Source organism: Saccharospirillum sp. ABV4_185, from assembly GCF_056159245.1.
In genome coordinates this window covers 3107143-3132261 of sequence record NZ_JBSWUW010000001.1, presented here as the reverse complement: position 1 = coordinate 3132261, position 25119 = coordinate 3107143, and the positions used below count along the sequence as shown (strand labels likewise).

The 25119-nt window shown below is 55.8% G+C and carries 24 protein-coding genes; 12 read left to right on the top strand and 12 right to left on the bottom strand.

Annotated elements, in window-relative coordinates; all coding sequences use genetic code 11:
• Nucleotides 1-474: 474 nt before the first annotated feature.
• Together clpS and clpA are read left to right on the top strand one after the other, a co-directional pair.
• A complete protein-coding gene (gene clpS / locus ACXAE6_RS14935) occupies nucleotides 475-822 on the top strand; it encodes an ATP-dependent Clp protease adapter ClpS (RefSeq protein ID WP_475151766.1) in 348 nt (115 codons plus the stop codon).
• Nucleotides 823-843: 21 nt separating this feature from the next.
• The gene (gene clpA, locus ACXAE6_RS14930) at nucleotides 844-3114 is read left to right on the top strand and encodes an ATP-dependent Clp protease ATP-binding subunit ClpA (protein ID WP_475150111.1); all 2271 of its coding nucleotides are present in this window, start codon (nucleotides 844-846) and stop codon (nucleotides 3112-3114) included.
• 94 nt (nucleotides 3115-3208) lie between these two features.
• Here clpA and infA read toward each other — a convergent pair whose 3' ends face one another.
• The 3 genes from infA to aat form a co-directional block, all read right to left on the bottom strand.
• A complete protein-coding gene (gene infA / locus ACXAE6_RS14925) occupies nucleotides 3209-3427 on the bottom strand; it encodes a translation initiation factor IF-1 (protein WP_008043370.1) in 219 nt (72 codons plus the stop codon).
• A 126-nt stretch (nucleotides 3428-3553) separates the two neighbouring features.
• Nucleotides 3554-4333: an arginyltransferase gene (locus tag ACXAE6_RS14920; protein WP_475150105.1), complete on the bottom strand. Its 780-nt coding sequence runs from the start codon at nucleotides 4331-4333 to the stop codon at nucleotides 3554-3556.
• On the bottom strand, nucleotides 4330-5076 hold the full coding sequence (gene aat, locus ACXAE6_RS14915) for a leucyl/phenylalanyl-tRNA--protein transferase (protein WP_475150101.1): 747 nt from the start codon (nucleotides 5074-5076) through the stop codon (nucleotides 4330-4332). The genes ACXAE6_RS14920 and aat overlap by 4 nt, the downstream gene beginning before the upstream one ends.
• A gap of 143 nt (nucleotides 5077-5219) precedes the next feature.
• Here aat and ACXAE6_RS14910 point away from each other — a divergent pair, with 143 nt between their 5' ends.
• The 6 genes from ACXAE6_RS14910 to cysG all read left to right on the top strand — a co-directional run bounded on the left by ACXAE6_RS14910 (nucleotide 5220) and on the right by cysG (nucleotide 12684).
• Nucleotides 5220-7541 (top strand): DNA translocase FtsK, encoded by a 2322-nt coding sequence (locus ACXAE6_RS14910; RefSeq protein ID WP_475150096.1) that lies wholly within the window; start codon nucleotides 5220-5222, stop codon nucleotides 7539-7541.
• Nucleotides 7542-7552: 11 nt separating this feature from the next.
• Complete coding sequence (gene lolA, locus ACXAE6_RS14905) at nucleotides 7553-8170, top strand: outer membrane lipoprotein periplasmic chaperone LolA (RefSeq protein ID WP_475150093.1); 618 nt, start codon at nucleotides 7553-7555, stop codon at nucleotides 8168-8170.
• Nucleotides 8167-9489 carry a replication-associated recombination protein A gene (locus tag ACXAE6_RS14900; protein WP_475150087.1) on the top strand — a complete coding sequence of 441 codons (1323 nt, stop codon included), beginning with the start codon at nucleotides 8167-8169 and terminating at the stop codon, nucleotides 9487-9489. Before lolA ends, ACXAE6_RS14900 begins: the two co-directional genes overlap by 4 nt.
• A 4-nt stretch (nucleotides 9490-9493) precedes the next feature.
• A complete protein-coding gene (gene crcB, locus ACXAE6_RS14895) occupies nucleotides 9494-9883 on the top strand; it encodes a fluoride efflux transporter CrcB (protein WP_475150077.1) in 390 nt (129 codons plus the stop codon).
• 65 nt (nucleotides 9884-9948) lie between these two features.
• Entirely contained in the window at nucleotides 9949-11238 is a 1290-nt protein-coding gene (serS, locus tag ACXAE6_RS14890) for a serine--tRNA ligase (RefSeq protein ID WP_475150072.1), read from the top strand.
• A gap of 54 nt (nucleotides 11239-11292) precedes the next feature.
• Nucleotides 11293-12684, top strand: coding sequence for a siroheme synthase CysG (gene cysG, locus ACXAE6_RS14885; protein ID WP_475150069.1), 1392 nt, complete (start codon nucleotides 11293-11295; stop codon nucleotides 12682-12684).
• A gap of 48 nt (nucleotides 12685-12732) precedes the next feature.
• On the opposite strand, the gene ACXAE6_RS14880 is transcribed toward cysG, so the two are convergent.
• Nucleotides 12733-12948, bottom strand: a complete 216-nt coding sequence (locus ACXAE6_RS14880; protein WP_392801013.1) for a hypothetical protein — start codon at nucleotides 12946-12948, stop codon at nucleotides 12733-12735.
• Between the two features lie 222 nt (nucleotides 12949-13170).
• On the opposite strand from ACXAE6_RS14880, the gene ACXAE6_RS14875 reads away from it, so the two are divergent.
• Nucleotides 13171-13926, top strand: a complete 756-nt coding sequence (locus ACXAE6_RS14875) for an SDR family oxidoreductase (protein ID WP_475150064.1) — start codon at nucleotides 13171-13173, stop codon at nucleotides 13924-13926.
• A gap of 9 nt (nucleotides 13927-13935) precedes the next feature.
• On the opposite strand, the gene ACXAE6_RS14870 is transcribed toward ACXAE6_RS14875, so the two are convergent.
• The 6 genes from ACXAE6_RS14870 to ACXAE6_RS14845 form a co-directional block, all read right to left on the bottom strand.
• Nucleotides 13936-14904 (bottom strand): glycosyl transferase family protein, encoded by a 969-nt coding sequence (locus ACXAE6_RS14870; protein ID WP_475150061.1) that lies wholly within the window; start codon nucleotides 14902-14904, stop codon nucleotides 13936-13938.
• Nucleotides 14901-15215 (bottom strand): TusE/DsrC/DsvC family sulfur relay protein, encoded by a 315-nt coding sequence (locus ACXAE6_RS14865; protein WP_475150055.1) that lies wholly within the window; start codon nucleotides 15213-15215, stop codon nucleotides 14901-14903. Before ACXAE6_RS14865 ends, ACXAE6_RS14870 begins: the two co-directional genes overlap by 4 nt.
• Before the next feature lie 14 nt (nucleotides 15216-15229).
• The gene (locus ACXAE6_RS14860; protein WP_475150053.1) at nucleotides 15230-15493 is read right to left on the bottom strand and encodes a hypothetical protein; all 264 of its coding nucleotides are present in this window, start codon (nucleotides 15491-15493) and stop codon (nucleotides 15230-15232) included.
• Nucleotides 15493-15846: a DsrE family protein gene (locus ACXAE6_RS14855; protein ID WP_475150051.1), complete on the bottom strand. Its 354-nt coding sequence runs from the start codon at nucleotides 15844-15846 to the stop codon at nucleotides 15493-15495. Before ACXAE6_RS14855 ends, ACXAE6_RS14860 begins: the two co-directional genes overlap by 1 nt.
• Nucleotides 15843-16232 (bottom strand): sulfurtransferase complex subunit TusD, encoded by a 390-nt coding sequence (gene tusD / locus ACXAE6_RS14850; RefSeq protein WP_475150048.1) that lies wholly within the window; start codon nucleotides 16230-16232, stop codon nucleotides 15843-15845. Before tusD ends, ACXAE6_RS14855 begins: the two co-directional genes overlap by 4 nt.
• A 66-nt stretch (nucleotides 16233-16298) precedes the next feature.
• Nucleotides 16299-16964, bottom strand: a complete 666-nt coding sequence (locus tag ACXAE6_RS14845; RefSeq protein WP_475150045.1) for a Bax inhibitor-1/YccA family protein — start codon at nucleotides 16962-16964, stop codon at nucleotides 16299-16301.
• A gap of 268 nt (nucleotides 16965-17232) precedes the next feature.
• Between ACXAE6_RS14845 and ACXAE6_RS14840 the strand changes: the two genes are divergently transcribed.
• Entirely contained in the window at nucleotides 17233-17862 is a 630-nt protein-coding gene (locus ACXAE6_RS14840) for a TetR/AcrR family transcriptional regulator (RefSeq protein ID WP_475150042.1), read from the top strand.
• A gap of 41 nt (nucleotides 17863-17903) precedes the next feature.
• On the opposite strand, the gene ACXAE6_RS14835 is transcribed toward ACXAE6_RS14840, so the two are convergent.
• Nucleotides 17904-18668: an enoyl-CoA hydratase-related protein gene (locus tag ACXAE6_RS14835; protein WP_475150039.1), complete on the bottom strand. Its 765-nt coding sequence runs from the start codon at nucleotides 18666-18668 to the stop codon at nucleotides 17904-17906.
• A 110-nt stretch (nucleotides 18669-18778) separates the two neighbouring features.
• Nucleotides 18779-21436: a helicase-related protein gene (locus tag ACXAE6_RS14830; protein ID WP_475150037.1), complete on the bottom strand. Its 2658-nt coding sequence runs from the start codon at nucleotides 21434-21436 to the stop codon at nucleotides 18779-18781.
• Between the two features lie 172 nt (nucleotides 21437-21608).
• Between ACXAE6_RS14830 and ACXAE6_RS14825 the strand changes: the two genes are divergently transcribed.
• Together ACXAE6_RS14825 and ACXAE6_RS14820 are read left to right on the top strand one after the other, a co-directional pair.
• The gene (locus ACXAE6_RS14825; RefSeq protein WP_475150033.1) at nucleotides 21609-24521 is read left to right on the top strand and encodes an insulinase family protein; all 2913 of its coding nucleotides are present in this window, start codon (nucleotides 21609-21611) and stop codon (nucleotides 24519-24521) included.
• Nucleotides 24522-24588: 67 nt separating this feature from the next.
• Nucleotides 24589-25092: a GNAT family N-acetyltransferase gene (locus tag ACXAE6_RS14820; protein WP_475150028.1), complete on the top strand. Its 504-nt coding sequence runs from the start codon at nucleotides 24589-24591 to the stop codon at nucleotides 25090-25092.
• Nucleotides 25093-25119 lie beyond the last annotated feature (27 nt).

Below are 25119 nucleotides of genomic sequence, written 5' to 3'. Positions count from 1 at the left end.
GACTTCCGACGCTGACGTCGTGTCGCTGATGCGTTAGCTTAGAGCCGGGAAAGAGGCTTTGAGCGGTCCGAAGACAGCTTGGCTAACGTTCAGCGGCGTATCATCGCTTGCCCTGTGATCTCTGGTACAGCCTAATCCAGTGGGCCCTAAACCTTCATTTGGAGCTCGCTGATCACAAAATAAACGATTCGGCGTCGGGCTAATGGTTGGCCGTTGATTCAATGAAGTCAACCCCCATTGAAGGAGCTTATGATCGGACGCACATTAGGTAATCTGTTCAGGTCGGGGTTATCCGGGCTCTATCCAGGGTTCGACCACAGTTCATCACTCGTGCAAAAAACGACCAAAGGCAAGCTGCCTGGAGTCACCGATCGTAAATTCATCCGCTATGCATTCACTGATAACGGGCAGTCTGATATGAAGTTGAGGTATCCAGACATCAACGACTCACTAACTCCTGTATTGGCCCGAAAGATGCTTTTGACACGTCTGGGACCGGAAGATCCGGACTATGACGACGATCAGGGCGTTGCGCTTGAAACCAGTAAGCCAGAGCTCAAGCAACCGCCACTGTATCGTGTGGTCTTGCTGAATGACGACTACACCCCCATGGAGTTTGTCATTCATATCCTGGAGGCGTTCTTCTATATGTCCCGGGAAAAAGCAACCCAGATTATGTTAACGGTGCATACACAAGGAAAAGGCGTGTGCGGTGTCTATACTAAGGACATTGCCGAGACCAAGGCGGCCATGGTCAACCAGTACTCCAGGGATAATGAGCACCCCCTGGTGTGTGAGGTCGAAGAAGTCGATGACGAATGATCTGCGAGAGGGTCTGTTGACATGTTAAGTAAAGATCTCGAACTAACGCTGAATAATGCGTTCAAAGAAGCCCGGTCCAAGCGCCACGAATTCATGACAGTCGAGCATTTGCTGTTGGCGCTGCTCGACAACAATGCCGCCGCTGAGGTGCTCAACGCCTGTGCCGCTGATATCTCCCAGTTGCGTCGTGACCTGACCGAATTTATTGACTCAACCACGCCACTGATTCCCAAAGAAGACGATGAGCGTGAAACCCAACCGACCTTGGGCTTCCAGCGCGTGCTGCAGCGTGCTGTCTTCCATGTGCAGTCTTCTGGCAAGAAAGAAGTCACCGGTGCCAATGTGTTGGTGGCAATTTTCTCCGAACAGGAGAGTCAGGCGGTTTTCTTCCTTAAACAGCAAAGCATCTCTCGCATTGACGTGGTCAATTTTATTGCTCACGGCATTTCCAAAGTGCAGAGCGAAAATGCTCAGCCCAATGAGGATTTCAGCGATCAGCAGGAAGAGGGCGGTGGCGACGGTGTTCAGGGCAGTGCTCTGGAAAGCTTTGCCGCCAACCTGAACGATCAGGCGCGTCGCGGCCGTATCGATCCTCTGGTAGGGCGTGAGCATGAAGTTGAGCGCGTGATTCAAATTCTCTCGCGTCGCCGCAAGAACAACCCGCTGTTGGTGGGTGAAACCGGCGTCGGTAAAACGGCCATTGCTGAAGGCCTGGCCAAGCGTATCGTTGATGGTGACGTCCCTGACATCGTTCAGAACGCTCAGGTATTTTCGCTAGACCTGGGCGCGCTGCTGGCGGGCACCAAATACCGCGGTGACTTTGAAAAACGCCTCAAAGCCTTGCTGGCAGAGCTGAAGAAAAAAGAGAAAGCCATTCTCTTTATCGATGAAATTCACACCATCATCGGTGCCGGCGCAGCCTCGGGTGGCGTAATGGATGCCTCCAACCTGCTTAAGCCGATGCTCAGTTCTGGCGAGTTGCGGTGCATGGGGTCAACGACTTTCCAGGAATTCCGTGGCATTTTCGAGAAGGACAGCGCTTTAACCCGTCGCTTCCAGAAAATCGATGTCACCGAACCATCGGTGGACGAAACCTACCGGATTCTGAAAGGACTGAAGTCGCGCTTTGAGGAGCATCACCATCTCAAATACACCGATAAGGCATTAAAAGCGGCGGCGGAATTATCGGCCCGATACATCACTGACCGCCATCTGCCGGACAAGGCCATCGACGTCATTGATGAAGCCGGGGCCGCACAGCGCTTACTGCCAGTCAGTCGCCGTAAAAAATCAATTGGTGTGCCCGATGTCGAAAAGGTCATAGCGTCTATCGCCCGCATTCCTGAGAAGAGTGTCAGCCGCAACGATAAAGAAGTGCTGGAAAGCTTGGAGCGTAACCTGAAGATGACCGTCTTCGGACAAGAGAACGCGATCGAGCAATTGGCTTCAGCGATCAAGTTGGCACGAGCCGGTTTAAAATCGGCGGATAAGCCGATCGGTTCCTTCCTGTTTGCCGGCCCAACGGGTGTCGGCAAAACAGAAGTCAGCAAGCAGCTGTCAGAATCGCTGGGCATTCCATTGCTGCGCTTTGATATGTCCGAGTACATGGAGCGTCACACTGCATCACGCTTGATCGGTGCGCCTCCAGGCTATGTTGGTTTTGATCAGGGCGGCCTGCTGACTGACGGTGTCACCAAGCACCCGCATTCGGTCTTGTTGCTGGATGAAATTGAGAAGGCGCATCCAGATGTCTTTAACTTGCTGTTGCAGGTCATGGATCACGGTACGTTGACCGATAATAACGGTCGCAAAGCAGACTTCCGCAATGTCATTTTGATTATGACCAGTAATGCCGGTGCGGAAATGCTCAACAAGCGCACCGTTGGTTTCACCACTCAGGACAACAGTACCGATGGCATGGAAGTCTTGCGTCGCAGCTTTACGCCAGAGTTCCGTAACCGTCTGGATGGCATTGTTCAGTTTGGTGCCCTGCCGATGGACGTTGTCGTCAACATCGTCGACAAGTTCCTGACCGAACTGCAGGCTCAGTTGGATGACAAAGGCATCATGCTGGATGTCGATGAGCAGGCACGCGAATGGCTGGCTGAGAAAGGCTACGACCGGAATATGGGCGCGCGTCCGATGAACCGTCTGATTCAAGACAAGGTCAAGCGTCCGTTAGCCGACCTGATCCTGTTCGGTCCATTGACCAAAGGCGGTACTGTCAAATTGCGGGTACGCGATGACGAGTTGGCCTTGGATGTGGAAGAGGAAGAAGTGGCGACGGCTTGATTTACTCCGTCGCTTTTTGGCCACCTTCAACGGTGGCCAAAAACAAAAAAGCACCCCTCGAGGTGCTTTTTTTATGCGAGATTGCAGTGAACGCTTAGCGGGCGCGATAGACGATGCGACCCTTGGTCAGATCGTAGGGCGTCAACTCCACCTTGACCTTATCGCCAGTCAGAATGCGGATGTAATTCTTGCGCATCTTGCCGGAGATATGAGCCGTGATGACATGGCCGTTTTCCAGCTTAACGCGAAACATGGTGTTGGGAAGGGTGTCGAGAATCTCCCCTTCCATTTCAATGACGTCTTCTTTTGCCATAGATTTCTTTGCAGTCCTCTGAGGGTCGCAACAGGGCGGGATGGCGCGCAGCCCCGTTTTTGAAAGTTCAAACCGGCGGGCATTCTGCCTGAAAATGCGCCAATGATCAAAAAAATCGGGCCGAAATCAGTCAGTTATAGGGTTTAGGGTTTCAATCAGTTGATCGTTGAACGTGCGCCATTGGCGATTGATGAGAATATCCAGCGGTCTGAAGTCAGCCTTGTATTGCATTTGTGCAGAGCCTGGAACCCAGTATCCCAAATAGAGGAAAGGTAACTTCAGTTCTCGACACAATTGAATCTGGCTGAGAATGGCAAAGGTGCCCAGACTGCGTTTGTCCTCATCGCAGTCGAAAAAGGTGTAGGTTGCTGATAGGCCGGTTTGCAGTAAGTCGGTAAAGGCAACCGCCAGCAATTGTTCGCCATGGCGAATCTCGAGAATGAACCCCAGGTCTGGTCGGCTGATCAGAAAATCCCGATAGCTGTCACGCGTGGGCGGGTACATATCGCCGTCGTAGTGACGCTCGCTCAGGTAGCGCTCATAGAGTTGATAATGTTCTTCATTGAAGCGGCAAGGCAGGCGTCTCAGTGTCAGATCATTGTTACGTTTGAGGATACGCCGAAAACGTCGTTTCCAGTCAAAAGCATCGACCCGGACTCGTGAGGGCAGGCAGGCGCCACAGTTTTCGCAATCGGGCCGATACAGGTGCTGGCCCGAGCGCCGAAAGCCCAGGTGCATCAACTGTTCATAGAGCGCTGTATTGAAGGTTAATTCTGGGTCCAGGAAGAGCGTTCGGGATTGTTGCTCAGGCAGGTAGCTGCAGCGGTGCTCACCGGTACGGAACAGCTTGATGGTTTGCTGTTGGTCATCGCTCTGGTTGTCTCGATCATCATCCGCATTATTCATGGTGAATCCTGACGAGAAGTTGGATGACCCAAGCGCTCGGTTAACAAGGCATTGAGTCGATCTGATCCGGGCATAGTGAGCTGAATTCGCTGTACTGGAAGGGCCTGCTCGAAATGCTCCCGGTCTATCTCAACGGCACCCAGGCTGGCCAGATGATCATTGTAGACCTGACAATCGACGAGTCGCAGCTGAGCCTGTTCAGCCCAATCACTCAACGCCAGAAAGGCGTATTTAGAGGCATTGGATTGGCGCGAAAACATGCTTTCGCCAAAGAAGACCTTTTCAATACCCAGACCGTAGAGACCGCCAACCAGGTTGCCCTCTTGGTAAACTTCGATGCTGTGTGCCCAGCCCAGTCGATGCAATTCGCAATAGGCGTCGATGATCTCCTCGGTGATCCAGGTGCCGGCTTGGGCTGCACGGGGCTCCTGGCAAGCCTGGATGACCGCCGCAAAGTTACGATTCACCGCGAGTTGAACGGGCGATCGCCGAAAGGCTTTACGCAGACTGCGCGACGGCTGCATGGTACCGGGCAGCAGAACCATGCGCGGCGAAGGCGACCACCATAGAATGGGCTCACCTTCATTGAACCAAGGGAAGATGCCGCGCTGATAAGCGGTTAACAGCCATTCCGGGCGCAGCGCACCGCCCGCTGCCAGAATGCCATTGGGCGAGTTCAGAGCAGTGTTCGTTGGCGGAAAGTCAGGCGGCTGTTCAGCGTCCAGCCAGGCGATTTGTGGCATAAAAATGCTTGATGTATCAATAAGTTGCCCCAGTGTCTGTGGTATCTTAGGGGCAGTGGACGGTGCTTGCCAATGCGTGGCGAGTCTGTCCTTGGGTAGAATGCGATCGGCCAAGTCCGGTCTCGGTTAGCAAAGGAACATCGGTGACGCAGAAATCCGCACGCGCGCGGGACGACGACCGCGTACTCGACCTCAAGCAACGGCTGTTGCTTGAGGGCAGTTTGTTATTGTCACTCGCTATCGGCGTCTACCTGCTGATAGCGCTGATGAGCTATCACCCGTCCGATCCAGGCTGGGCGTTTTCCGGTGCCGGTGAAGGTATCCGCAACCTGGCAGGGCGCGCCGGCGCCTGGATCTCCTCTTTGCTGTTCAGCCTGGTCGGTGGCTTGGCCTATGGCTTACCGGTCATCTTTTTCTATCGTGCCTGGGCAACTTTTCGTGATCGCCGCGCCGGTCTGCATTGGAATCCGGTGCTGATTGCTGTGCGCAGCCTGGGCTGGGTGCTTTTTGTGGCGACCAGTTGCACCTTGGCGACAGTGCATATTGCTTCGTCCGCCAATGCCAGCGCTGGTGGATGGTTAGGTCGACATCTGTCGGAGTTGATTTTCCCCAGTCTTGGACTGACCGGCGCTACCTTGCTGTTGGTAGTGCTCTGGTTTATTTCGCTGACCGTGGCGATGAACGTTTCCTGGCTGGCTGTTATGGAAGCGGTTGGCCGTCGTCTTCTGGGGCTCTTTGATCGCCTGCGCGATCGCCGTCACGCCCGTAAACGCCGCCACGAAGAAGACGTTCAGCGCCAGCAGGTGATTGACTCACGTAAGGCCAATCTCGAAGTGCAGATGCAAAAGCAGGCCAAACGTAAACCACCGCAGATCAAGCCGCTGCAACCGCGGGTGACCAAACCCAGTGAACGCGTCGAAAAAGAGCGTCAGCAGCCGTTGTTTGAAGGCAGCAGTGCCAATACGGCGCTGCCCGAGCTGAGTCTGTTGCAGTCCAGCGAACACGACAGCGTTGGCGGTTTCAGCGAAGAAGCGCTGGAAGCCATGTCGCGGTTGCTGGAAATTAAACTCAAAGATTTCGGCGTCGAAGCGGAAGTCACCGAAGTAGCGCCGGGCCCGGTGATTACCCGCTTTGAAATCCAGCCGGCCGCCGGTGTAAAAGTCTCCAAGATCGCCAACCTGGCTAAAGACCTGGCGCGCTCCATGGCGCTGGTCAGCGTACGGGTGGTGGAAATCATTCCCGGCAAGACGACCGTCGGTATCGAAATTCCCAATGAAAAACGCGACATCGTCCGGCTTAGCGATGTGTTGCGCTCGCCGGTTTACGATAAAGCCAAGTCACCGCTGACCTTGGCGTTGGGCGACGATATCTCCGGTACGCCAGTCTGTGCCGACCTCGGCAAGATGCCACACCTGTTGGTTGCCGGTACCACTGGTTCCGGTAAATCGGTCGGTGTTAACGCCATGCTGTGCAGTATCTTGTTTAAAGCCACACCGGAAGAAGTCCGGCTAATCCTGGTCGATCCGAAAATGCTTGAGCTGTCGGTTTACGAAGGCATTCCACATCTGCTGACGCCGGTCATCACCGATATGAAGGATGCCGCCAATGGTCTGCGTTGGTGTGTGGCCGAGATGGAGCGTCGCTATAAGCTGATGGCCTCTGTCGGTGTGCGTAATCTGGCGGGCTTCAACAAGAAGGTGACCGATGCTCAGAAGGCGGGCGACCCGATCCGTGATCCGCTGTATGACCCATCGCAGCAATTGGACCCGCATGCACCGGCGCCGGAACTCGAACCCATGCCGTTTATTGTGGTTGTGGTCGATGAATTTGCCGACATGATGATGATTGTCGGCAAGAAGGTGGAAGAGCTGATTGCCCGCCTGGCACAGAAAGCCCGGGCTGCCGGTATCCATTTGATTCTGGCGACTCAGCGTCCGTCGGTCGATGTGATTACCGGCCTGATCAAAGCCAACATCCCGACGCGCATTGCCTTTCAGGTGTCATCGAAAATCGACTCCCGAACCATTCTTGACCAGGGCGGGGCAGAGCAGTTGCTGGGCCATGGTGACATGCTTTATTTGCCGCCCGGTACTGGTTTGCCGGTACGTGTCCACGGCGCTTTTGTCGATGACGATGAAGTGCATCGCGTGGTCAGTGAGTGGAAAAAGCGTGGCGCTCCGGATTACATCGAGGAAATCCTCAGCGGTGGCGATGCTGACCTTCCCGGTGTTCCCAGTCTTGAAGAAGGCGGCGAAGACCCCGAAGCCGACGTCCTATTTGATGAAGCTGTTGCCTTTGTGACCCAAAGCCGCAAGGCATCGATTTCCTCGGTACAGCGCAAATTACGCATCGGCTATAACCGGGCGGCACGCTTGGTCGATGCGATGGAAGCGGCGGGTATTGTCAGTTCTGCTGGCCATAACGGCACCCGCGAAGTTCTCGCGCCACCACCACCGGCAGGCTAAGGAGTCTCAGTATGAAAGTTCTGTTATCACTGTTGTTGGCCACCGCCAGCGTCTCTGCGCTGGCCGATGAAGCGGCGCGTGAGCGCTTGATTGAGCGTTTGGAAGCCACTTCAAACCTGAGTGCTGAGTTTGAACAGGAAACCTACGCCGAAGGTGAGTTGCGCGGCGAGCGCTCCAGCGGCCTGATGCAAATTGCCCGGCCGTTGAAGTTCGTTTGGCAGGTCAACGAGCCTTATGAGCAGAGTGTTATCTCCGATGGTGAAACGCTCTGGGTCTACGATCCGGACCTGGCGCAAGCAACCTACCAACCCGTTGCTGACCAGGTCCGGCAATCGCCAGCCATGATTCTGACCCAGCCGCGCTCAACGCTGTCGACTTCCTATAATGTGACCGAAGCGGCCAATGATGAATTGACCAGTTATCAGCTCTATCCCACCGATAAAGATGCGATGTTCAGTGAGCTGACCCTGGTCTTTGTTGACGGTGTGATCAGCCAATTACGCCTGACCGATAACCTGGGGCAGGACACCCGAATCCGTTTCGACAAGGTAAATACTGGTATGAATTTCCCGGCCGGTACCTTCGAGTTTGAGCCGCCCGCTGGCACGGACGTTTTCGAGCAGATGTGATGGATCTTTTCGCCGCCGACGCCAATGATGCCTTCAAACCGCTGGCTGAACGCCTGCGGCCGACGTCACTGGACGATTATGTCGGCCAGAAGCATGTCTTGGGTCCGGATCAGCCGCTGCGTCAGGCCATAGAGCGCGACCAAATCCATTCGATGATCTTCTGGGGCCCGCCGGGCGTGGGTAAAACAACCCTGGCTCGTTTGCTGGCGCACAGTACTTCCAGTCGGTTTGAACCCTTGTCTGCGGTTCAGGCGGGCGTCAAAGACATCAAAGCCGCAGCAGAGCGAGCCAAACAGGCCGCGGTAGAGGGCAGGCGAACTCTGCTGTTTGTCGACGAAGTCCATCGCTTCAATAAAGCCCAGCAAGATGCCTTCTTGCCCTATGTCGAAGACGGTACCTTCGTCTTTGTCGGTGCAACCACGGAAAACCCCAGTTTCGAACTGAATGCGGCGCTGCTGTCGCGGGCGCGCGTCTATCCGCTGAAGTCGCTCGAAGACGACGATATGGCGCTGCTGCTTAAGCAAGCTCAGGCCGCCGATGCCAAGGTGGGTCAGTTAGTTATCGCCGAAGAAGCTCAGTTGCCGCTGTTTCGTCTGGCCGATGGTGACGCCCGTCGACTCTACAACCTGCTGGAATTGGCTGCCGACCTCTATGCTGACGATCCGCTTGGTTTGACCGCCGAACGTCTGGGTCAGATGACTCAGGGCCAGACACGGCGCTTTGATAAAGGCGGCGATGCTTTTTACGACCAAATTTCGGCACTGCACAAGAGCGTGCGTGGTTCATCACCCGATGGCGCCCTGTATTGGCTGTGTCGCATGATCGATGGCGGCTGCGATCCGTTCTATATCGCCCGGCGCCTGGTGCGTATGGCCAGTGAAGACATCGGTAACGCCGACCCACGGGCTCTGACCATCGCCATGGATGCCTGGCAGGTTCAGGAACGTCTGGGTACACCCGAAGGCGAATTGGCCTTGGCGCATGCCTGCGTTTACCTGGCGTGCGCGCCCAAAAGCAACGCTGTCTACAGCGCCTTTAATCGAATGATGGAGGTGGTGCGCTCGGATCGCAGTCGTGAAGTGCCAGTGCACCTGCGCAACGCGCCCACTGGCTTGATGAAAGATCTGGGTTATGGCGCGGCTTATCGCTATGCGCACGATGAACCTCATGCCTATGCCGCCGGTGAACGCTATCTGCCAGACGAATTGGGCGATGAACGTTTTTACCAACCGGTAGATCGTGGATTAGAGAAAAAGATCGCCGAAAAGCTGATTTTTCTGCGCCAGCTGGACGCCGACGCACAACATAAAGGGGACTGAACCGATGTTGGGATTGGCACATTGGCTGGCGGTGGCCATCGGCGGCGCGCTTGGCGCTATGGGACGTTTTGGCGTCGTGCAACTGGTAAATCGTCATGATGGCGGTCACTTTCCCTGGGGCACCCTCGTCGCCAATGTGACCGGCAGTTTCATTATCGGCATCGCCTTTGTGTTTTTTGCCCTGAAACATACCGATCCCAGCGGAGTGGGGCGCTCGTTGATTGTCGTCGGCATGCTCGGCGCCTTTACCACCTTCTCAAGTTTTGCCATCGAAAGTCTGGTGCTCATTGAACAGCAGCATTATGTCTCAGCGGCACTCTATGTTTTGGTCTCGGTATTGGCCTGTCTGGCCGCTGCCGCTCTGGGCTTAGGGGTTGCCAAGCTGTTATTCTAATACGTCGGCCTATTCGGGCTCGTTAACCCTTTTCTACTGACTCTCTTAAACAGGAACTGCTTTCCATGCTCGACATCAAACGCCTGCGACAGGACATTGAACCTCTGGCTGCCCGCTTGAAGGTTAAAGGCTTCTCTCTGGATGTGTCCGCGTTTGAGTCACTGGAGTCCCGACGCAAGGGATTGCAGGTTGAAACCGAACAGCTGCAGGCCGAGCGCAAGAAAGCCTCTAAACAGATTGGTCAGCTGGTAGGCCAGGGCATGAGCGTTGACGATGCCAAGGCTGAAGTACAGAAAGTACTGGATGACATCGCCGCCAAATTGGGCGCCCGTGAAGCTGAACTTAAAGACGTTCAGGCTGACCTCGATGCCTTTATGCAGAACATCCCCAACGTGCCGGACGAAGCCGTGCCGGAAGGTAAGGATGAAAACGATAACCTCGAAGTCAGCCGCTGGGGTGAGCCTCGTCAGTTTGATTTTGAGGTCAAGGATCACGTCGACGTCGGTGCCGCTATCGGTGGCCTTGATTTTGAACAGGCTGCCAAGCTGACCGGCAGCCGCTTTGCGGTGATGAGTGGTCCGGTGGCGCGTCTGCATCGTGCTCTGGCGCAGTTTATGCTCAATACGCATGTCGATGAGCACGGCTATCTGGAAGCCAATGTTCCGACCATCGTCAATCGCGATTCACTGGTTGGTACTGGTCAGTTGCCCAAGTTCGAAGAAGATCTGTTCAAACTCAACGTCGACCAGGACTACTACCTGATTCCAACCGCTGAGGTTCCGCTGACCAACCTGGCGCGGGACGAAATTCTCGACGCCGCAAGCTTGCCGTTGCGCTTTGCGGCTCATACCTTGTGCTATCGCAGTGAGGCGGGCAGCTATGGACGGGACGTGCGCGGTATGATTCGCCAGCACCAGTTTGAAAAGGTGGAACTGGTGCATCTGGTGCGTCCGGAGACCTCCATGGATGCGTTGGAAGCCCTGGTAGGCCACGCCGAAACCATTCTGCAGAAACTGGAACTGCCGTACCGTAAGGTGCTGCTCTGTGGTGGTGACCTCGGTTTCAGTGCCGCCAAGACTTACGATCTGGAAGTCTGGTTGCCGGCGCAGAATACTTACCGCGAAATTTCCTCTTGCTCCAACATGACCGATTATCAGGCCCGTCGTATGCAGGGGCGCTACCGTAACCCGGAAACCAACAAGCCGGAGCTGCTGCACACGCTGAACGGCTCGGGTCTGGCCGTCGGTCGTACCCTGGTCGCGGTGTTGGAGAACTATCAGAACGCCGATGGTTCAGTCACCGTACCTGAGGTGCTGCGTCCTTACATGGGCGGTTTGGAACGCTTAACGGCTTGATAAATAGCCCCGGTTTCGTCCGGGGTTTTTATCGATTTGGTAAAGAGGCTGACCGTGCACTATTTCCCGCTGTTTCATCGTCTGCAAGACAAGACCGTTCTGGTCATTGGCGGTGGCGATATTGCCTTACGCAAGATCGGCTTGCTGCGTCGCGCCGGCTGTCAGCTCAAAGTCGTTGCGCCGGATATCCTCGATGCCATTCGCGCCTGGCCGGAATGCCACTGCATTGAGCGGCCTTTCCAGCCGGATGATCTTGATGATGTGGCCTTGGCGGTCGCCGCTACCGACGACGATGCTCTGAACCGTCACGTCAGCGAACAGGCCAGGGCGCGCAAGGTATTGATCAATGTTGTCGATTCACCTGAGCTCTGCGACGTCATATTCCCATCCATCGTTGATCGTGATCCGCTGATCATTGCCATCACCTCCAGTGGCCAGGCGCCGGTCCTGGCCCGATCGATTCGGGCCAAGCTGGAGAGCAGCATACCCGCCAGTTATGGCCAGCTCGCCAAGCTGGCGGCGCGGTTTCGAAGCGCCGTTAAGGCTCGTTTTAAGCGCCTCGATGATCGTCGTTATTTCTGGGAAAAGATCCTCAACGGTACCGTTGCCGAGCACGTCTATGCCGGCCGTCTGACCCAGGCCGAGCAAGAACTGCAACGACAACTGGATGAGCCGGACCAAGCGCAACTGGGCGAGGTCTATCTGGTCGGTGCCGGGCCGGGTGACCCTGACTTACTGACGTTTAAAGCGCTTCGGCTGATGCAGCAAGCCGATGTGGTATTGCACGACCGCTTAGTGCCCGAAGCGATCCTGGATCTGGTACGTCGCGATGCCGAGCGCTTGTACGTCGGTAAACGCCGCTCTGAACACGCTGTACCCCAGCAGGACATCAATCAGTTACTGGTCGATCTTGCCAAGCAAGGCAAGCGGGTGCTGCGTTTGAAAGGCGGCGATCCCTTTATCTTCGGGCGAGGCGGCGAAGAGATCGATTTGCTGGCTGCCAACGGCATTCCGTTCCAGGTAGTGCCGGGCATCACTGCCGCCTCTGGTTGCGCCAGCTACACCGGCATTCCATTAACGCACCGCGACTACGCTCAGTCGGTACGTTTTGTCACGGGCCATCTTAAAGACGGCAGCCTGGATCTGCCCTGGACTGAACTGGCATCCGCACAGCAGACAGTGGTTTTCTACATGGGGTTGCTCGGTCTGCCTAAAATCTGTAACAAGCTGATCCAGCATGGTCGTTCGCCGGACACTCCGGTAGCACTGGTACAAAAGGGGACAACGCCGGAACAGCGTCTGTGGATTGGAACGCTGGCCACCATGCCGGCCATGATTGAACAGGACCCACCTCAAGCGCCGACTTTAACGATCGTCGGTGAAGTGGTTTCATTGCATGAACGGCTGAACTGGGCGGGAACGGTGTTGCAGGATAAGGTCGATTAATCGACAAAGAAGAGCAACGGCCAGCCTGATTGCTGGCCGTAATACCGCTTAAGACGACAGAAAAACCGCCGCTGCAATCGACGCCAGACCACTGATCAGTGGCATCAATCCCATGCTGGCCGCCTCTACCGGAACCATGCCGAGCAGCGCAGCGCCCAAGACGGCCGATGCTACCAGCAGCAACAAGATTCCGACAAAAAACACACTCGCCATCAACAGATGCTGTTGCTTGGCAGTTAATGCAATAGCTCCAGGCTCGGTCATTGTCTGTTCCTCTTTCACGGTTTTGGCGCACTGCTCAGGTGGTGATGCCCCTAAAGAGTGCGTTTTTGGACACCAACTCCAATAAATGTGTCGGCGATACTTTGTTATCTCAAAACCTGTGCCAGCTTCTTGGCGAGATAGCCTCGCGAACACTGATGCGGATCAGCATGCTGGGAAGCCGGTGATCTCATACTGACCTCTAACAGCAAAGAGGAGGTCAATATGAGACTTAACGACAAAGTGGCGATCGTGACGGGAGCTGGCTCTGGCATGGGCAAAGCCATTGCTCAGCGTTTTGCTGCTGAAGGTGCGGCCTTGGTGATTGGTGATATTGCTGCAGATCGATTGGATACTGTGGTCATGGAGATCGGCGGCGTGTCTGTGGTGACTGTTGCCGGTGATATTTCCAATCCGGCAACAGCCGATGCGCTGGTGCAAGCGGCGCTGGATCGCTTTGGTCGTCTGGATATTCTCTGCAACAACGCGGGCATCATGGACTATATGCAAGGTGTTGGAGAGCTGGGCGATGAGGTCTGGAATCGGGTGCTGGGGGTGAATCTCTACGGCCCGATGTACACCATGCGCCGAGCCATGCCGGAATTGCAGCGAGTTCAGGGATGCATCGTCAATGTCGGTTCAACAGCCAGTAAACACGGCGCTGCAGCCGGTGCTGCTTATACGGCGTCCAAACATGGATTGCTGGGTTTGAGTCAGAACACCGCCTGGATGTATGCCAAAAACGGGGTGCGCTGTAACCTGATTGCGCCGGGAGCCACAGCGACCCATATCTCCGATTCCATGCCACAGGACAAACTGGACGCCGTCGGTGCCGCCAGAACCGGGGAATTCGCTGCTTTGATTCCCGCCGTTCTGGATGCCAGCGACATCGCCGATCTGGCATTGTTTCTGGCCAGCGACGAATCACGCCGTATCAACGGTGCGGTGATCGCCGCCGATGGTGGGTGGGACGCAGTTTAGTGATCAGAGTCAGCGAGCGTGCCAGATGTCCCGGGCGCGTTCGCGAGCTTTAACCAAGTCCAGGTCATCCGTCAGCATCAGAATCAATGCCATGGTTTCTTCGACGGCGGCCAAACCATAGTCGGGCCTGATCTGTCCGGACCAGGTATCGACTAAACTGCTCAGATCCGGCTCGGGTGGACGGACGGCTCGCTTTGCCAGTACTCGAGGTACCGCCACTTCTTCGGCCTGATGTGGGCTTAGCATCAAAACGCTTTGATCGGTATCCGGACGGACTTCAAATTCGCCACTGTCGCCTTTGAGAACTACGTTGCGGGTATCTCCCAGAGCGCGAGCGGTTTCATGGTGTATCGCCTGATAGGGCATATGAAACATGCCTTGAAGAGTGACATCAGCGGCAGTCGGGTTGAGGTGACGTACCAGCGTATTGATGGGTGAACGCAACCCCAGTTCTGCCTTCATATCGACGATATGTGACAGCTTGGGCGCAAAACTCTCCAACGCGCAGTAGACCAATGGCTCGTCCAGGCTGAGTTGCTGAGCTTGCTGCCAATTGTCAGCAACCGGAATCCCCAAGGCCTCACAGACCTGGCGCGCGTATTGCCGTCCGGCGGTATGTTCGCCGCCGCCATGCATTAACACCGGATATCCCGCCCGTGCCAACGCCCAGGCGGCCAGTACATACCAGGACGGCTGACGACGTTTGCCGGCATAGGCCGGCCAGTTAATGCGAATGTCCCTGCCTTGCCAGGCCGGCAAGTTGTAGCGGGCCGCATCCAGCATACCCGCCAGTTCATCCGGCGTTTCTTCTTTAACCCGCATCAGCATCAGCATGGCGCCTAATTGCGCCGGCGTTTCCCGACCTGCCCAGATCTCCTCCATGGCGAACTTTGCTTCTTCGCGGGTTAACGAGCGGCTGCCTTTGCGGCCACGCCCCAGGGTACGAACCAACTGAGCAAAGGTCAGCGTTTCACTCATAGACAATTCTTCGGTTTGGGCAGGCCAGCCAAGAGCGCCAGCATACGTGCCGGACTCTCGCCGAAGCGCTGCATCAGATAGATGGAATTGCCGACTTCGGCGCCAAATTCAGTTTTCAGATGCTTCACCAATGGACGCATAGCCGGAGACAGGTCGTAGCGAAAATAGAAGTCACGCAGCGCCTTGATGATGTTGAGGTCTTCATCGGTCAAATTGAGACCCTGTTGCTGAGCCTGTTGGTGGCTCCAGTCTTCGCTCCAACTGTTGGCGTCTTTGAGGAAGCCCAGGTGATCGGTGGTGAAGGTGGTCATCTTGAGTTATCTAATTACCAGTGAACCAAAGGAGAGTGCTCAGCGCTCAGTTGGACCCAGTCATCATCGTTGATCAGTAGCCAGTCTGGATGCGCTGTGCCAGCCATGGATTGGGCGTCCTGGTGCCGAATGCAACCCCGGGCAATCATCGGGTTGGGTTGCCAAACCATCAGCCGGGCATCACCGCTGAGTAGAACGCAGTCATCCGCCGTCAGCCAGAGGTTAAATAACTCCAGCTGCCTGGCGTCGGGTATTTGGCTCAAGGTCAGCAGCGCCATTAGAACACCTCCACGTAATGGGACTGACGCATCAGCATGGCGATATCCGTCAGGCTGATAGGCTCGATGGTATCGGCGATCGGTTGATCACCCAGTACCGTCGCGCGATGCTGCTGACAAAAGAACAGGGCGTCGCTACCGTATAGCGGTAAAGCCTCCAATTGACGACTCAGTGATTTACCCACGCTCGGCTGTTGTTCTGGCGTCAGCCAGGCCAACCCCTGATCCCAGAAAATCACCGCATGGTCGCGATCAAACAGCGCCAGACTCATGATGGCTTCCAGAATCTCTTCACTGCGTCGCTGCTGATAAGGTGGTGCGGTGACCAGAATCAGTGTTTCAAAAGTATTCATCGAAAACTCACCACCCGATCGCAGTCACCAAAACCCGCGGCCCATTGCCCTAAACCAACCAGTTCGAAGGGAGCTTCAACGGTAGTCACTGGCTTTGCTTGACGCTGGGCTTCGCTATCGTTCAGCAGGCCGCGATTGGCTGAAGCGGCAATACACAACAACAACTCGCACTGAGTACGCTGCTGCAGGGTTGTCCAAAGCTGGCGCCAATCGGGCTCGTCACTCGCCGGAGCCTGACTGCTCAGGCCGGTATAAACGCCATCCATAAAGAAGAAAATTCGCACCAGCTGATGTTCGCTTGAACTCAGCGCTGTCGCGAAAGCCAGTGCATCAGCCTGAGCGCTGCTGTTCCAGGGCGACGAATAGATGTTCAGTTGATATTTCATGCGCGCATGATACCCCAGCAGGCACAAAAAAGGCCGCACAAGGCGGCCTTTTCAGTATCGCTCTGGTCAGTCGTTGGACAGAGCGCCAACCAATGCCAGCAAATGGATAAAGAGGTTATAGATATCCAAATAGAGCGACACGGTCGCGCGGATGTAGTTGGTTTCCCCACCGTTTACGATCCGGCTGGTGTCAAAGAGGATCAGCAATGACATCAACAGCACCACGCCCGCTGAGATCGCCAGACTGACCGCCGGGATGGCAAAAAACAGGTTCGCCAGCATGGCAACCAGTACGACAATCAAACCAACCATGACGAAACCACCCAGGAAGCTGAAGTCCTTCTTAGTGGTGACGGCATAAGCAGACAGGCCGAATGTCACGATAGCGGTACCACCCAACGCCTGAGCGATGATGGCCGGGCCGTTTGACATGGCCAGGTAGGCATTGAGGATCGGCCCCAGGCCAGCACCCAGCAAGCCCGCGAATACGAAGGTCCAGACGATGCCCATGCCGGAATTCACACTGCGTGGGATGGCAAACCAAAGAATGCCGATTGCAGCCAGTGACATCAGCAGAGAAGCACCGCGCGGCAGACCAACAGCCATAGCGGCGAGGGCGCAGACGGCACTGAAGACCAAGGTCATTGACAGCAAAGCGTAGGTATTACGCAAAACTTTGTTCGTTGCCAGTGCCGACTCTGAACGAGTGGCGGTATTCTGATAGTTGGCCATAAGACTAGCCTCCGTTAGTTATTCTGCAGTCATCATATAGGTGTTGCCTGGCTTTTCAACAAAGATCGCTCGTTCTGCGATGCCACCTTACGGAACGCTGACATTCAGTGATAACGCTGTCTCGCCGCTTTTAAGACAGGCGCCAATCCGCTTTCATAACACCTTGATTTAACACGTCAAAAAAGGCCTGCAATCCGGTCTGTGCTGCGTTATATTGTTGTTTTAAACGATCGTTTTAAACACATCCAAGAAATCAGGCCGACATTCAATGAGCCAAGCCGACACTGTTACCCGCATTCTCGATTCAGCCGAAGAGCTCTTTGCTGAAAAAGGCTTCGCCGAAACTTCATTGCGCATGATCACCACGCGAGCCAAGGTGAATCTGGCCGCGGTCAATTATCACTTTGGTTCGAAAAAGGACCTGATCCAGGCAGTTTTTGCGCGTTTCCTGACGCCGTTTTGCAACAAGCTCGATAAAGAGATGGCTGCTTTGATAGCCACCAAGCCGCAACCAAGTCTGCATGATGTCCTCGGCGTCCTGGCTCGCACCATGCTCACTGGTGTGCACTCATCCAGCAGTTCCAACAAGTTATCCGTCTTTATGCGCCTGCTTGGCCTTGCCTATACCCAGGCTCAAGGGCATTTGCGGCGATTTTTGAAAGACCATTACAACGACAGCTATAACCGTTTTATCAGCTATCTGCGTGATGCTCACCCGGAACTGTCACCGCGAGAGATATTCTGGCGCATTCATTTCGCTATCGGTGCCTGTGTCTTCACCATGTCGAGCATCGAAGTATTGCGGGATATGTCTCAGGCCGATATCGGGGAAGATACCGCTATTGATGAGGTCATGAATCAATTGATCGACTTCCTGGCAGCTGCACTCGAGCGTTAATGGGTGCCGTTCGAGGCTTTCGATAGGGAAGGGGAACGGATCTAGTCGCGTGCCAAAGGCGACGACAGGCCGTTAACGGTCAGATCACTACGAACCTCAATTGAGCAATCGATCAGGCTTTCCAACAGACTCTCGTCATAAACCTCGTTCGCTGCCAGATGCAGAACCGACTTGGTCGTGCGCAGCGATTCAAGGCTGCGCGCCAGCATTGCACTGACTAACACTTCGGCGACAGAATCCAGTTCCTCGGCAGGCACCAAGCGGTGCACCAGCCCCAGACGCGTTGCGGTGTAAGCGTCAATAGACTCACCGGTCAGTGCATAGTATTTGGCCGCGCGTTCGCCCAGCGCTTTTATCAGATAGGGACTGCTCAGTGCCGGCACCTGGCCAAATAAAGATTCGGTAATACAAAAAGCGGTGCGTTCGGTTGCCAACACCAGGTCACAGCAGCAGGCCAGACCCACAGCGGCAGCGTTGACATCACCGCGCACGGTGAGCAGCACAGGAACGGGGAAGTTATAAAGCGTTGCCAGCAGTCGAGCCAGTTGCTCGGCATCCTGCTGGTGTTCTGCCCGGCCAGCGTGTTGACGACGTGTTAACCAGGTGCGATCCGGTCCGGTGCAAAAATGTGCACCACGGCCGCTGAGCCAGATAAGCCGCACGCTGTCGTCATCGGCCAGATCATCCAAGGCCGTAACCAGAGTGCAGATCAGTTCGTCATCATATGCATTGCCAGTTTCTGGCTTGTTCAGAATAATCTGAACCAGTCCCGCATCCCGGCGTTCGATCAGTACGGTTTCCTTCATGGGCGTTCTTCTTGTTGTTTTATTGGGCGAAGGTCCGTTTCACCCTAAACCAGATGTCACTTGGCTGCCAGCGCCAATACCGGTAAATGTTGCAGGTTGAGAAATCGTTTTCAAATACTTCCCGGTGGTGCGCACAGAATCAAGCGCACGCCTGCCGGTTGCAGTTCCACGCTGTCCCAGGCCGCATCCAGCAGCTCGGCTTGCATCTGGGCTTTGGTAACATCCTGCTCAGTGACCAGTGGATTCACGCCAGACAGATACTGCAAACGTTCCACCCGCGCCTGATTGGTCGCCGCCAGAGAGCTTCTTGCCTGGCTTAGTGTTTGCTCAAATTGGCTTTGAGCATGCCCCTGGGCAACATCGAAGATCGGCGTAATCCGCTCTTTGGCTGACTGAATCAATTTGCGCACAGTTTTGACCGGCAACGTTTTCACCTGAGCCTGCAGGACTTCCTGTCCCAAGGTTTTTGACAAGTCCGTTTGACCGCCCTCCAGCGTCAAGGTGCGCAGCAGACCTTCGTTGAGATGCGGTTTCAGTGCGTGTGCGCTGCGCTCAGGAATCGCCAGACGCCACTGGGTTTCCAGTAACAGTTGGCCAGCCGGTACCTGCTTGGTTTCCAGCAAAGCAACACTGGCCTGACCCAACTGGGAACCACTGACCAGATCCAGCAAACCCAGCACCAGTGGGTGTTCCCAGGAAACAAAATGCACGTCTTCACGGGCCAGGGCGGTATCGCGATCGAAACAGACCAGGGCGCCGCCTTCGGGAATGCCGGGAATAATGGGGATGAGCATTTTATCGGACGGAATCAACTCAAAAATGCCATCACTGATGGTTTCAAAGTGCAGATTCAGTAAGTTGGCGGCCTGTTCAACCACATCCAGAGCGCTGTGTTGCTCCAGCTCGGCAATGGCATCGGTGAGTTGATCTGCCTGTGGTTGACGGCAGGAGTTGAGTTCGAGCATGACATCGCGGCCTTGCTCCAGCTCGGCATTGAGACGTTCCAGATCGTCGCGAATCTGCTCGGTCAATATGAGGTCGTCCGGATCGGCGAGCCAGGTTTCGCTGTGTTGAGCATGGACCATGCCCGCTGCTGGCTGATGCTGTTCGACGCAGTCGAGCACCTCATGGAACCACTCGAAGCGGTGCTCTTCATCGCTACCGATCAGGTAGGGCAGGTGAATATGGACGGTGTCGGTTTGGCCGATGCGGTCCAAACGACCGATGCGCTGTTCCAGCACATCTGGATGATCGGGCAAATCCCACAACACCAGATGATGGCAGAACTGGAAATTACGGCCTTCGCCACCGATTTCTGAACACACCAGTACCTGAGCACCGTCTTCGCTGGAAGCAAAGTGAGCCGCAGCCCGGTCGCGCTCGATCAGATTCAGCCCTTCATGAAAGGCCGTTGCCTCTATGCCCTGTTCGTGCCACAAGCTATGAGCCAGCTCCTGCGCCACCTCGGCCGCCTGGGCAATCAACAGGACTTTCTGATCGCGGTGCTGTTTCAGCCAGTCGACCAGCCAGGCGCGGCGCTGGGCGTCAGTATCGGCCGGGTGGGCTTCCACCTGACGGCTGTGGAAGCCACTGACGCCGCGGCGGGTATTGCGGTACACGACTCGGCCCGGACCATGACGGTCAAGCACTTCATTTAAGGCGCGCTGGCGGTCGTCATGCCATTCAATGCCCAACGTCTGCAATTGTTGGATGAGGTCGTCATCAATCTTGTTTTGGTCCAGTGCTAACGCCAGGTCCGACAAGGCTAAAAAGTGGCTCTCATCGGCCTGATATTGCTCAAAGCTGGCAAAGCGCGAGGCATCGAGCAATTGCAACCGCTCAAAGTGCGCCTGCTGGCCCAGTTGTTCCGGCGTGGCAGTGAGCAACAGCAGGTGAGGGGAGCGCTGAGCAATGGTCAGCCAGGACGATTCGGCCGCAGCCTCAGTGGGCGGCGTCATATCCAAATGATGGGCTTCGTCGACCACCAACATGTCCCAATCCGAGGCCGTCACCCAGGTCATTTCTTCGTCGTTGGCTAGCAGTGAATGGGGCACCAGGTGCACCTGGCCGAGGCCAAAGTCGTGATCGCTGTGCTGATAAAACTCCGGTTGGATGGCAAAACGACGCACCAATTCAACCAGCCATTGCGCCTGCAAGGCGTCCGGCACGGCGATCAGCACACGCGAGGCACGACCTTGTTGACGCAGTCGGTTGATAATCAGGCCGGCTTCAATGGTTTTACCCAGGCCCACTTCGTCAGACAGCAGCGCCCGAACCCGGGTCTGCTGGGTCGCCTGATAAGCGACGTACAATTGGTGTGGCAACAGGCTGGATCGAGTACCCAGCAAGCCGTTCAGATGTTGATTCCAGATCGCCTGATGGCCATTACTCAATGCAGAACGAAAGGCAAACCAGTTGGGGTGGTCGGTCTGGCTGGTTAACAGGCGGGTCAGCGGGTTGTCATGGTCGATATGGTCAGCCAGTTCGCTTTCCGGCACCATGCCATCGGCCGTTTCATAGACCAGCAAACCCTTCAGCTCGTGTACTGCGACGACTTCCACTTCACCCTGGCCGCGTTTTTCGATGCTGTCGCCAACATCAAAGCGAATCCGGGTCAGCGGCGGTTCACGCAAGGCGTAGCAGCGCTCGTCTTCGGCTGAGGGAAAGTGCAGCGTCACGGTACGGGCGTCAACGCTTTGTACCACGCCCAGGCCCAACTCGGGTTCGCCATCCGCCAGCCAGCGTTGACCTTGCATAAATTCAGACATCTCGACCTCACATCCCCGAAAAGGGCCGGTATTCTACGGAATCTGCGTGAGCATGAAAGCGTAGCAGGGCGGACTGCCGATAATTGGTTCACTCTATGCCGTTTTCCGGGACTTGCGCTACCGTTGCAGAACCCCATTATGGGTAGCTGAATATTCAAGGTTTGACTCTTTTATGACCGCCACCGCGCATCGCTCCTTTGAGCACATAGAAAGCCGTCGTATCGACTCACTGAACGTCACGCTGGAACACTATCGGCACAGCCAGACCGGCGCCGATCATTTCCATATCGCCAGCGATAACCCGGAAAACGTCTTTATGGTGGCCTTGCGCACCATGCCGACGGACTCCACTGGCGTCGCTCATATTCTGGAACACACCGCCCTCTGTGGCAGTGAAAAATACCCAGTACGCGATCCGTTTTTCATGATGACGCGGCGCTCGCTGAATACCTTTATGAACGCCATGACCAGCAGCGACTGGACCGCTTATCCGTTCGCCAGCGAAAACAGCCAGGATTACGAGAACCTGCTGTCGGTCTATCTGGATGCTGTGTTCTTTTCCAACCTCAACGAACTGGACTTCCGCCAGGAAGGCCATCGTCTGGAGTTCACCGAAGCGACCGATCCGAGCACACCGCTGATCTACAAAGGCGTCGTCTTCAACGAGATGAAAGGCGCCATGAGTTCGCCGGTCAGCCAGCTGTATCAGGCGATCAAGCATTACCTCTTTCCGTACAACACCTACCACTACAACAGCGGTGGTGACCCCGAAGCGATTACCGATTTGAGCTATGACCAGCTCAAAGCCTTCTACAAGACGCATTACCACCCGAGCAATGCCAGCTTCTTCACCTTTGGCGATCGTCCCGCGGCCGATATCCAGGAACGCATTCATGAGCAGGCGCTGCATCGTTTCAAAGCGCTGGATCACAAGCTGTCGGTGCCGCTGGAACGTCGATTCAACCGTATTTTGCGGGTCGAAGACGCCTATGCTGCCGAGGGCGATGACCTCAGTGCTAAGACGCATCACGTCTATGGTTGGTTACTCGGAGAATCAACCGATTTGTTTGCACAACTGGAAGCGCACCTGCTCAGCGACGTCCTGCTCGACAACAGCGCCTCACCCTTGCGTCATGCGCTGGAAAATACCGATCTGGGGTCAAATCCATCGCCCATGTGCGGCCTGGAAGACTCTAACCGCGAGATGATGTTTGTCTGTGGTCTGGAGGGCAGTGAGCCGGAAAAAGCCGCTGAGTTTGAGCAGTTGGTCGTCGATACGCTGACCGAGGTCGCCAATAAAGGCGTTGCCACCGAAGACGTCGAAGCCATGCTGCATCAGCTGGAATTGTCGCAACGTGAAGTGACCGGCGACGGCATGCCATACGGCATGCAACTGATTTTCAGCGTGGTCGGCGCCGCCACTCACGGCGGTTCGGTAATGGACTCTCTGGATATCGATCCAGCCTTGGCGCGGTTGCGCGAGCTGGCCAAAGACCCGGACTACATTCCCAGCCTGATTCACCGTCTGCTGCTCGATAACGTACACCGGGTTCGCTTAACACTGCGTCCCGACCCCGATCTGCATCAGCACCAGCTCGACAACGAACGCGCCAAACTGGACCGCATTCAGCAGAGCCTGAGCGAAGCCGATCAACAGGCCATCGTCGACCAGGCGCTGGCGCTGAAAGCGCGTCAGGAGGAAGCGGATGACGCCGGCCAGTTACCCAAGGTGACCCTGGCCGATGTCAAACCGGACGTTAAACGCCTTGCGCCGCACTCCGAAGGCGCCATTACTCGTTATGCGGCAGGCACCAATGGGCTCGGTTACCAGCAGTGGTATTTGCCGCTGCCAGAACTGACCTCAGACGAACTCGCCTTGCTGCCGCTATACACCGCCTTGCTGACCGAAGTCGGCGCCGGCGATAAAGACTATCTGGGCATGCAGCAATGGCAGGCCGCCCGTACCGGCAGCGTCAGTGTCTATAGCCAGTTACGCAGTCCGCTCGACAGCGTTGATAAAGTAGCTGGTTATCTGGTGTTGTCCGGCCGCGCTCTGGTTCGCCATTTCGATGAACTGACGCAGATTCTGACGCAGCACTGGACCTCACCAAGGTTCGACGAGAAAACCCGCATTCGCGATTTGTTGACCCAATTGAGCGCTCGCCGCGAGCAGAGTGTGACCGGTCAAGGCCATGGCTTGGCGATGCAGACCGCGGGCAGCTTCCATAGCTACGCTAATGGCCTGACCTATGACATGAGCGGCTTGCCGGCCATTCGTCGTCTGAAGAGCTGGCTGAAAGCGTTCAAAGCCGATGAGTCTGCCTTTGACCAATGGCTGGCCGGCTTAAGTGAGTTGCATGCCAAGCTTTCTGACCAACGCGCACTCGCGGTTCTGGTGGGTGAACCGGCCGAACTGGATGGTCTGGCAGAGCAGAGCGAACGCTATGGTTTGGCACAACGTACTGAGCAATTGTCGGCACCGGATCAGACCGCCAAGGTCAATGCCGCCGAGCAGCGCCTGGCCTGGGCGGTAAATACTCAGGTTAACTTCTGCTCCATGGCATACCCGACGGTGTTGCCGGAACATGAGGATTCCGCGCCACTGACTGTTTTGGCGGGCGTGCTGCGCGATAACTATCTGCATCGCACCATTCGTGAGCAGGGCGGTGCTTATGGCGGCGGTGCCAGCCACGATTCCAATACCGGCACCTTCCGTTTCTTCTCCTATCGCGATCCACGTATCGACGGCACGCTGAACGACTTCCGCGCCAGTATCGATTGGGTTCGCGAAACGGGCGCGACGGCCGAGCAGGTGGAATCGGCCATTCTGGGTGTGGTCAGCTCAATGGATAAGCCCGGTTCTCCGGCCGGCGAAGCCAAGCAGGCGTTCCAGAATCGCTTATTTGGCCGGACAGATGCGTACCGCAAGGCCTATCGTGAGGCGCTGCTGTCGGTCACCCCAACCGATGTGGCCAGAGTCGCTCAAGGCTATTTTGACGCTGAGAAAGCTTCCACAGCGGTGGTTACCGATAAAGAACACGCCACCGCCCTGAGTGAACAGGGATTCAGCGTCGAAACGCTCTGAGGCCAATAACGGCTTTGCTCAAAGGGCCGGCTGGCGAAGACAAGATAACCAAACGGATGATGGATGGATGAGCAAAGCGCTCGATATTCGACCAGTCACTGCAACAGAGGCTGCGCAGCTGGCGCCTCTGTTGCTGGAGCAGTATCAGTACTACTCAACAGAGCCGGTAACCTACTCACTGGACCAGTTGGAAGACTATATTCGCCAGCGAATGTTTTCTGACTATAGCGGTATTCGGGTGGTCGCGGCTTACCAGGGTAACCAGATGCTCGGCTTTGCCAGTTTTACGGTTATGTATCCGGTCATGCGTCTGTCGGGACAAATGTATATGAAGGATCTGTATGTCGCCGCCCGTGCCCGTGGCCAGAAAGTGGGGCAGCGCCTGATGAAATATCTGGCCCGGCTTGCGCTGCAGCAAGGTTGCTCGCGCCTGGACTGGACGGCGGAATCGGACAACCCCAAGGCAGGGGAGTTCTATAACGCTATCGGTGCGCACCTGTTAACGGTCAAGCAATACTACCGGTTCGAAAACGAGGCATTACAGGAATTTGCCGACAGCGTCGCGGGCTAAAATCTCAGACATTTGAAAGGCTCCATC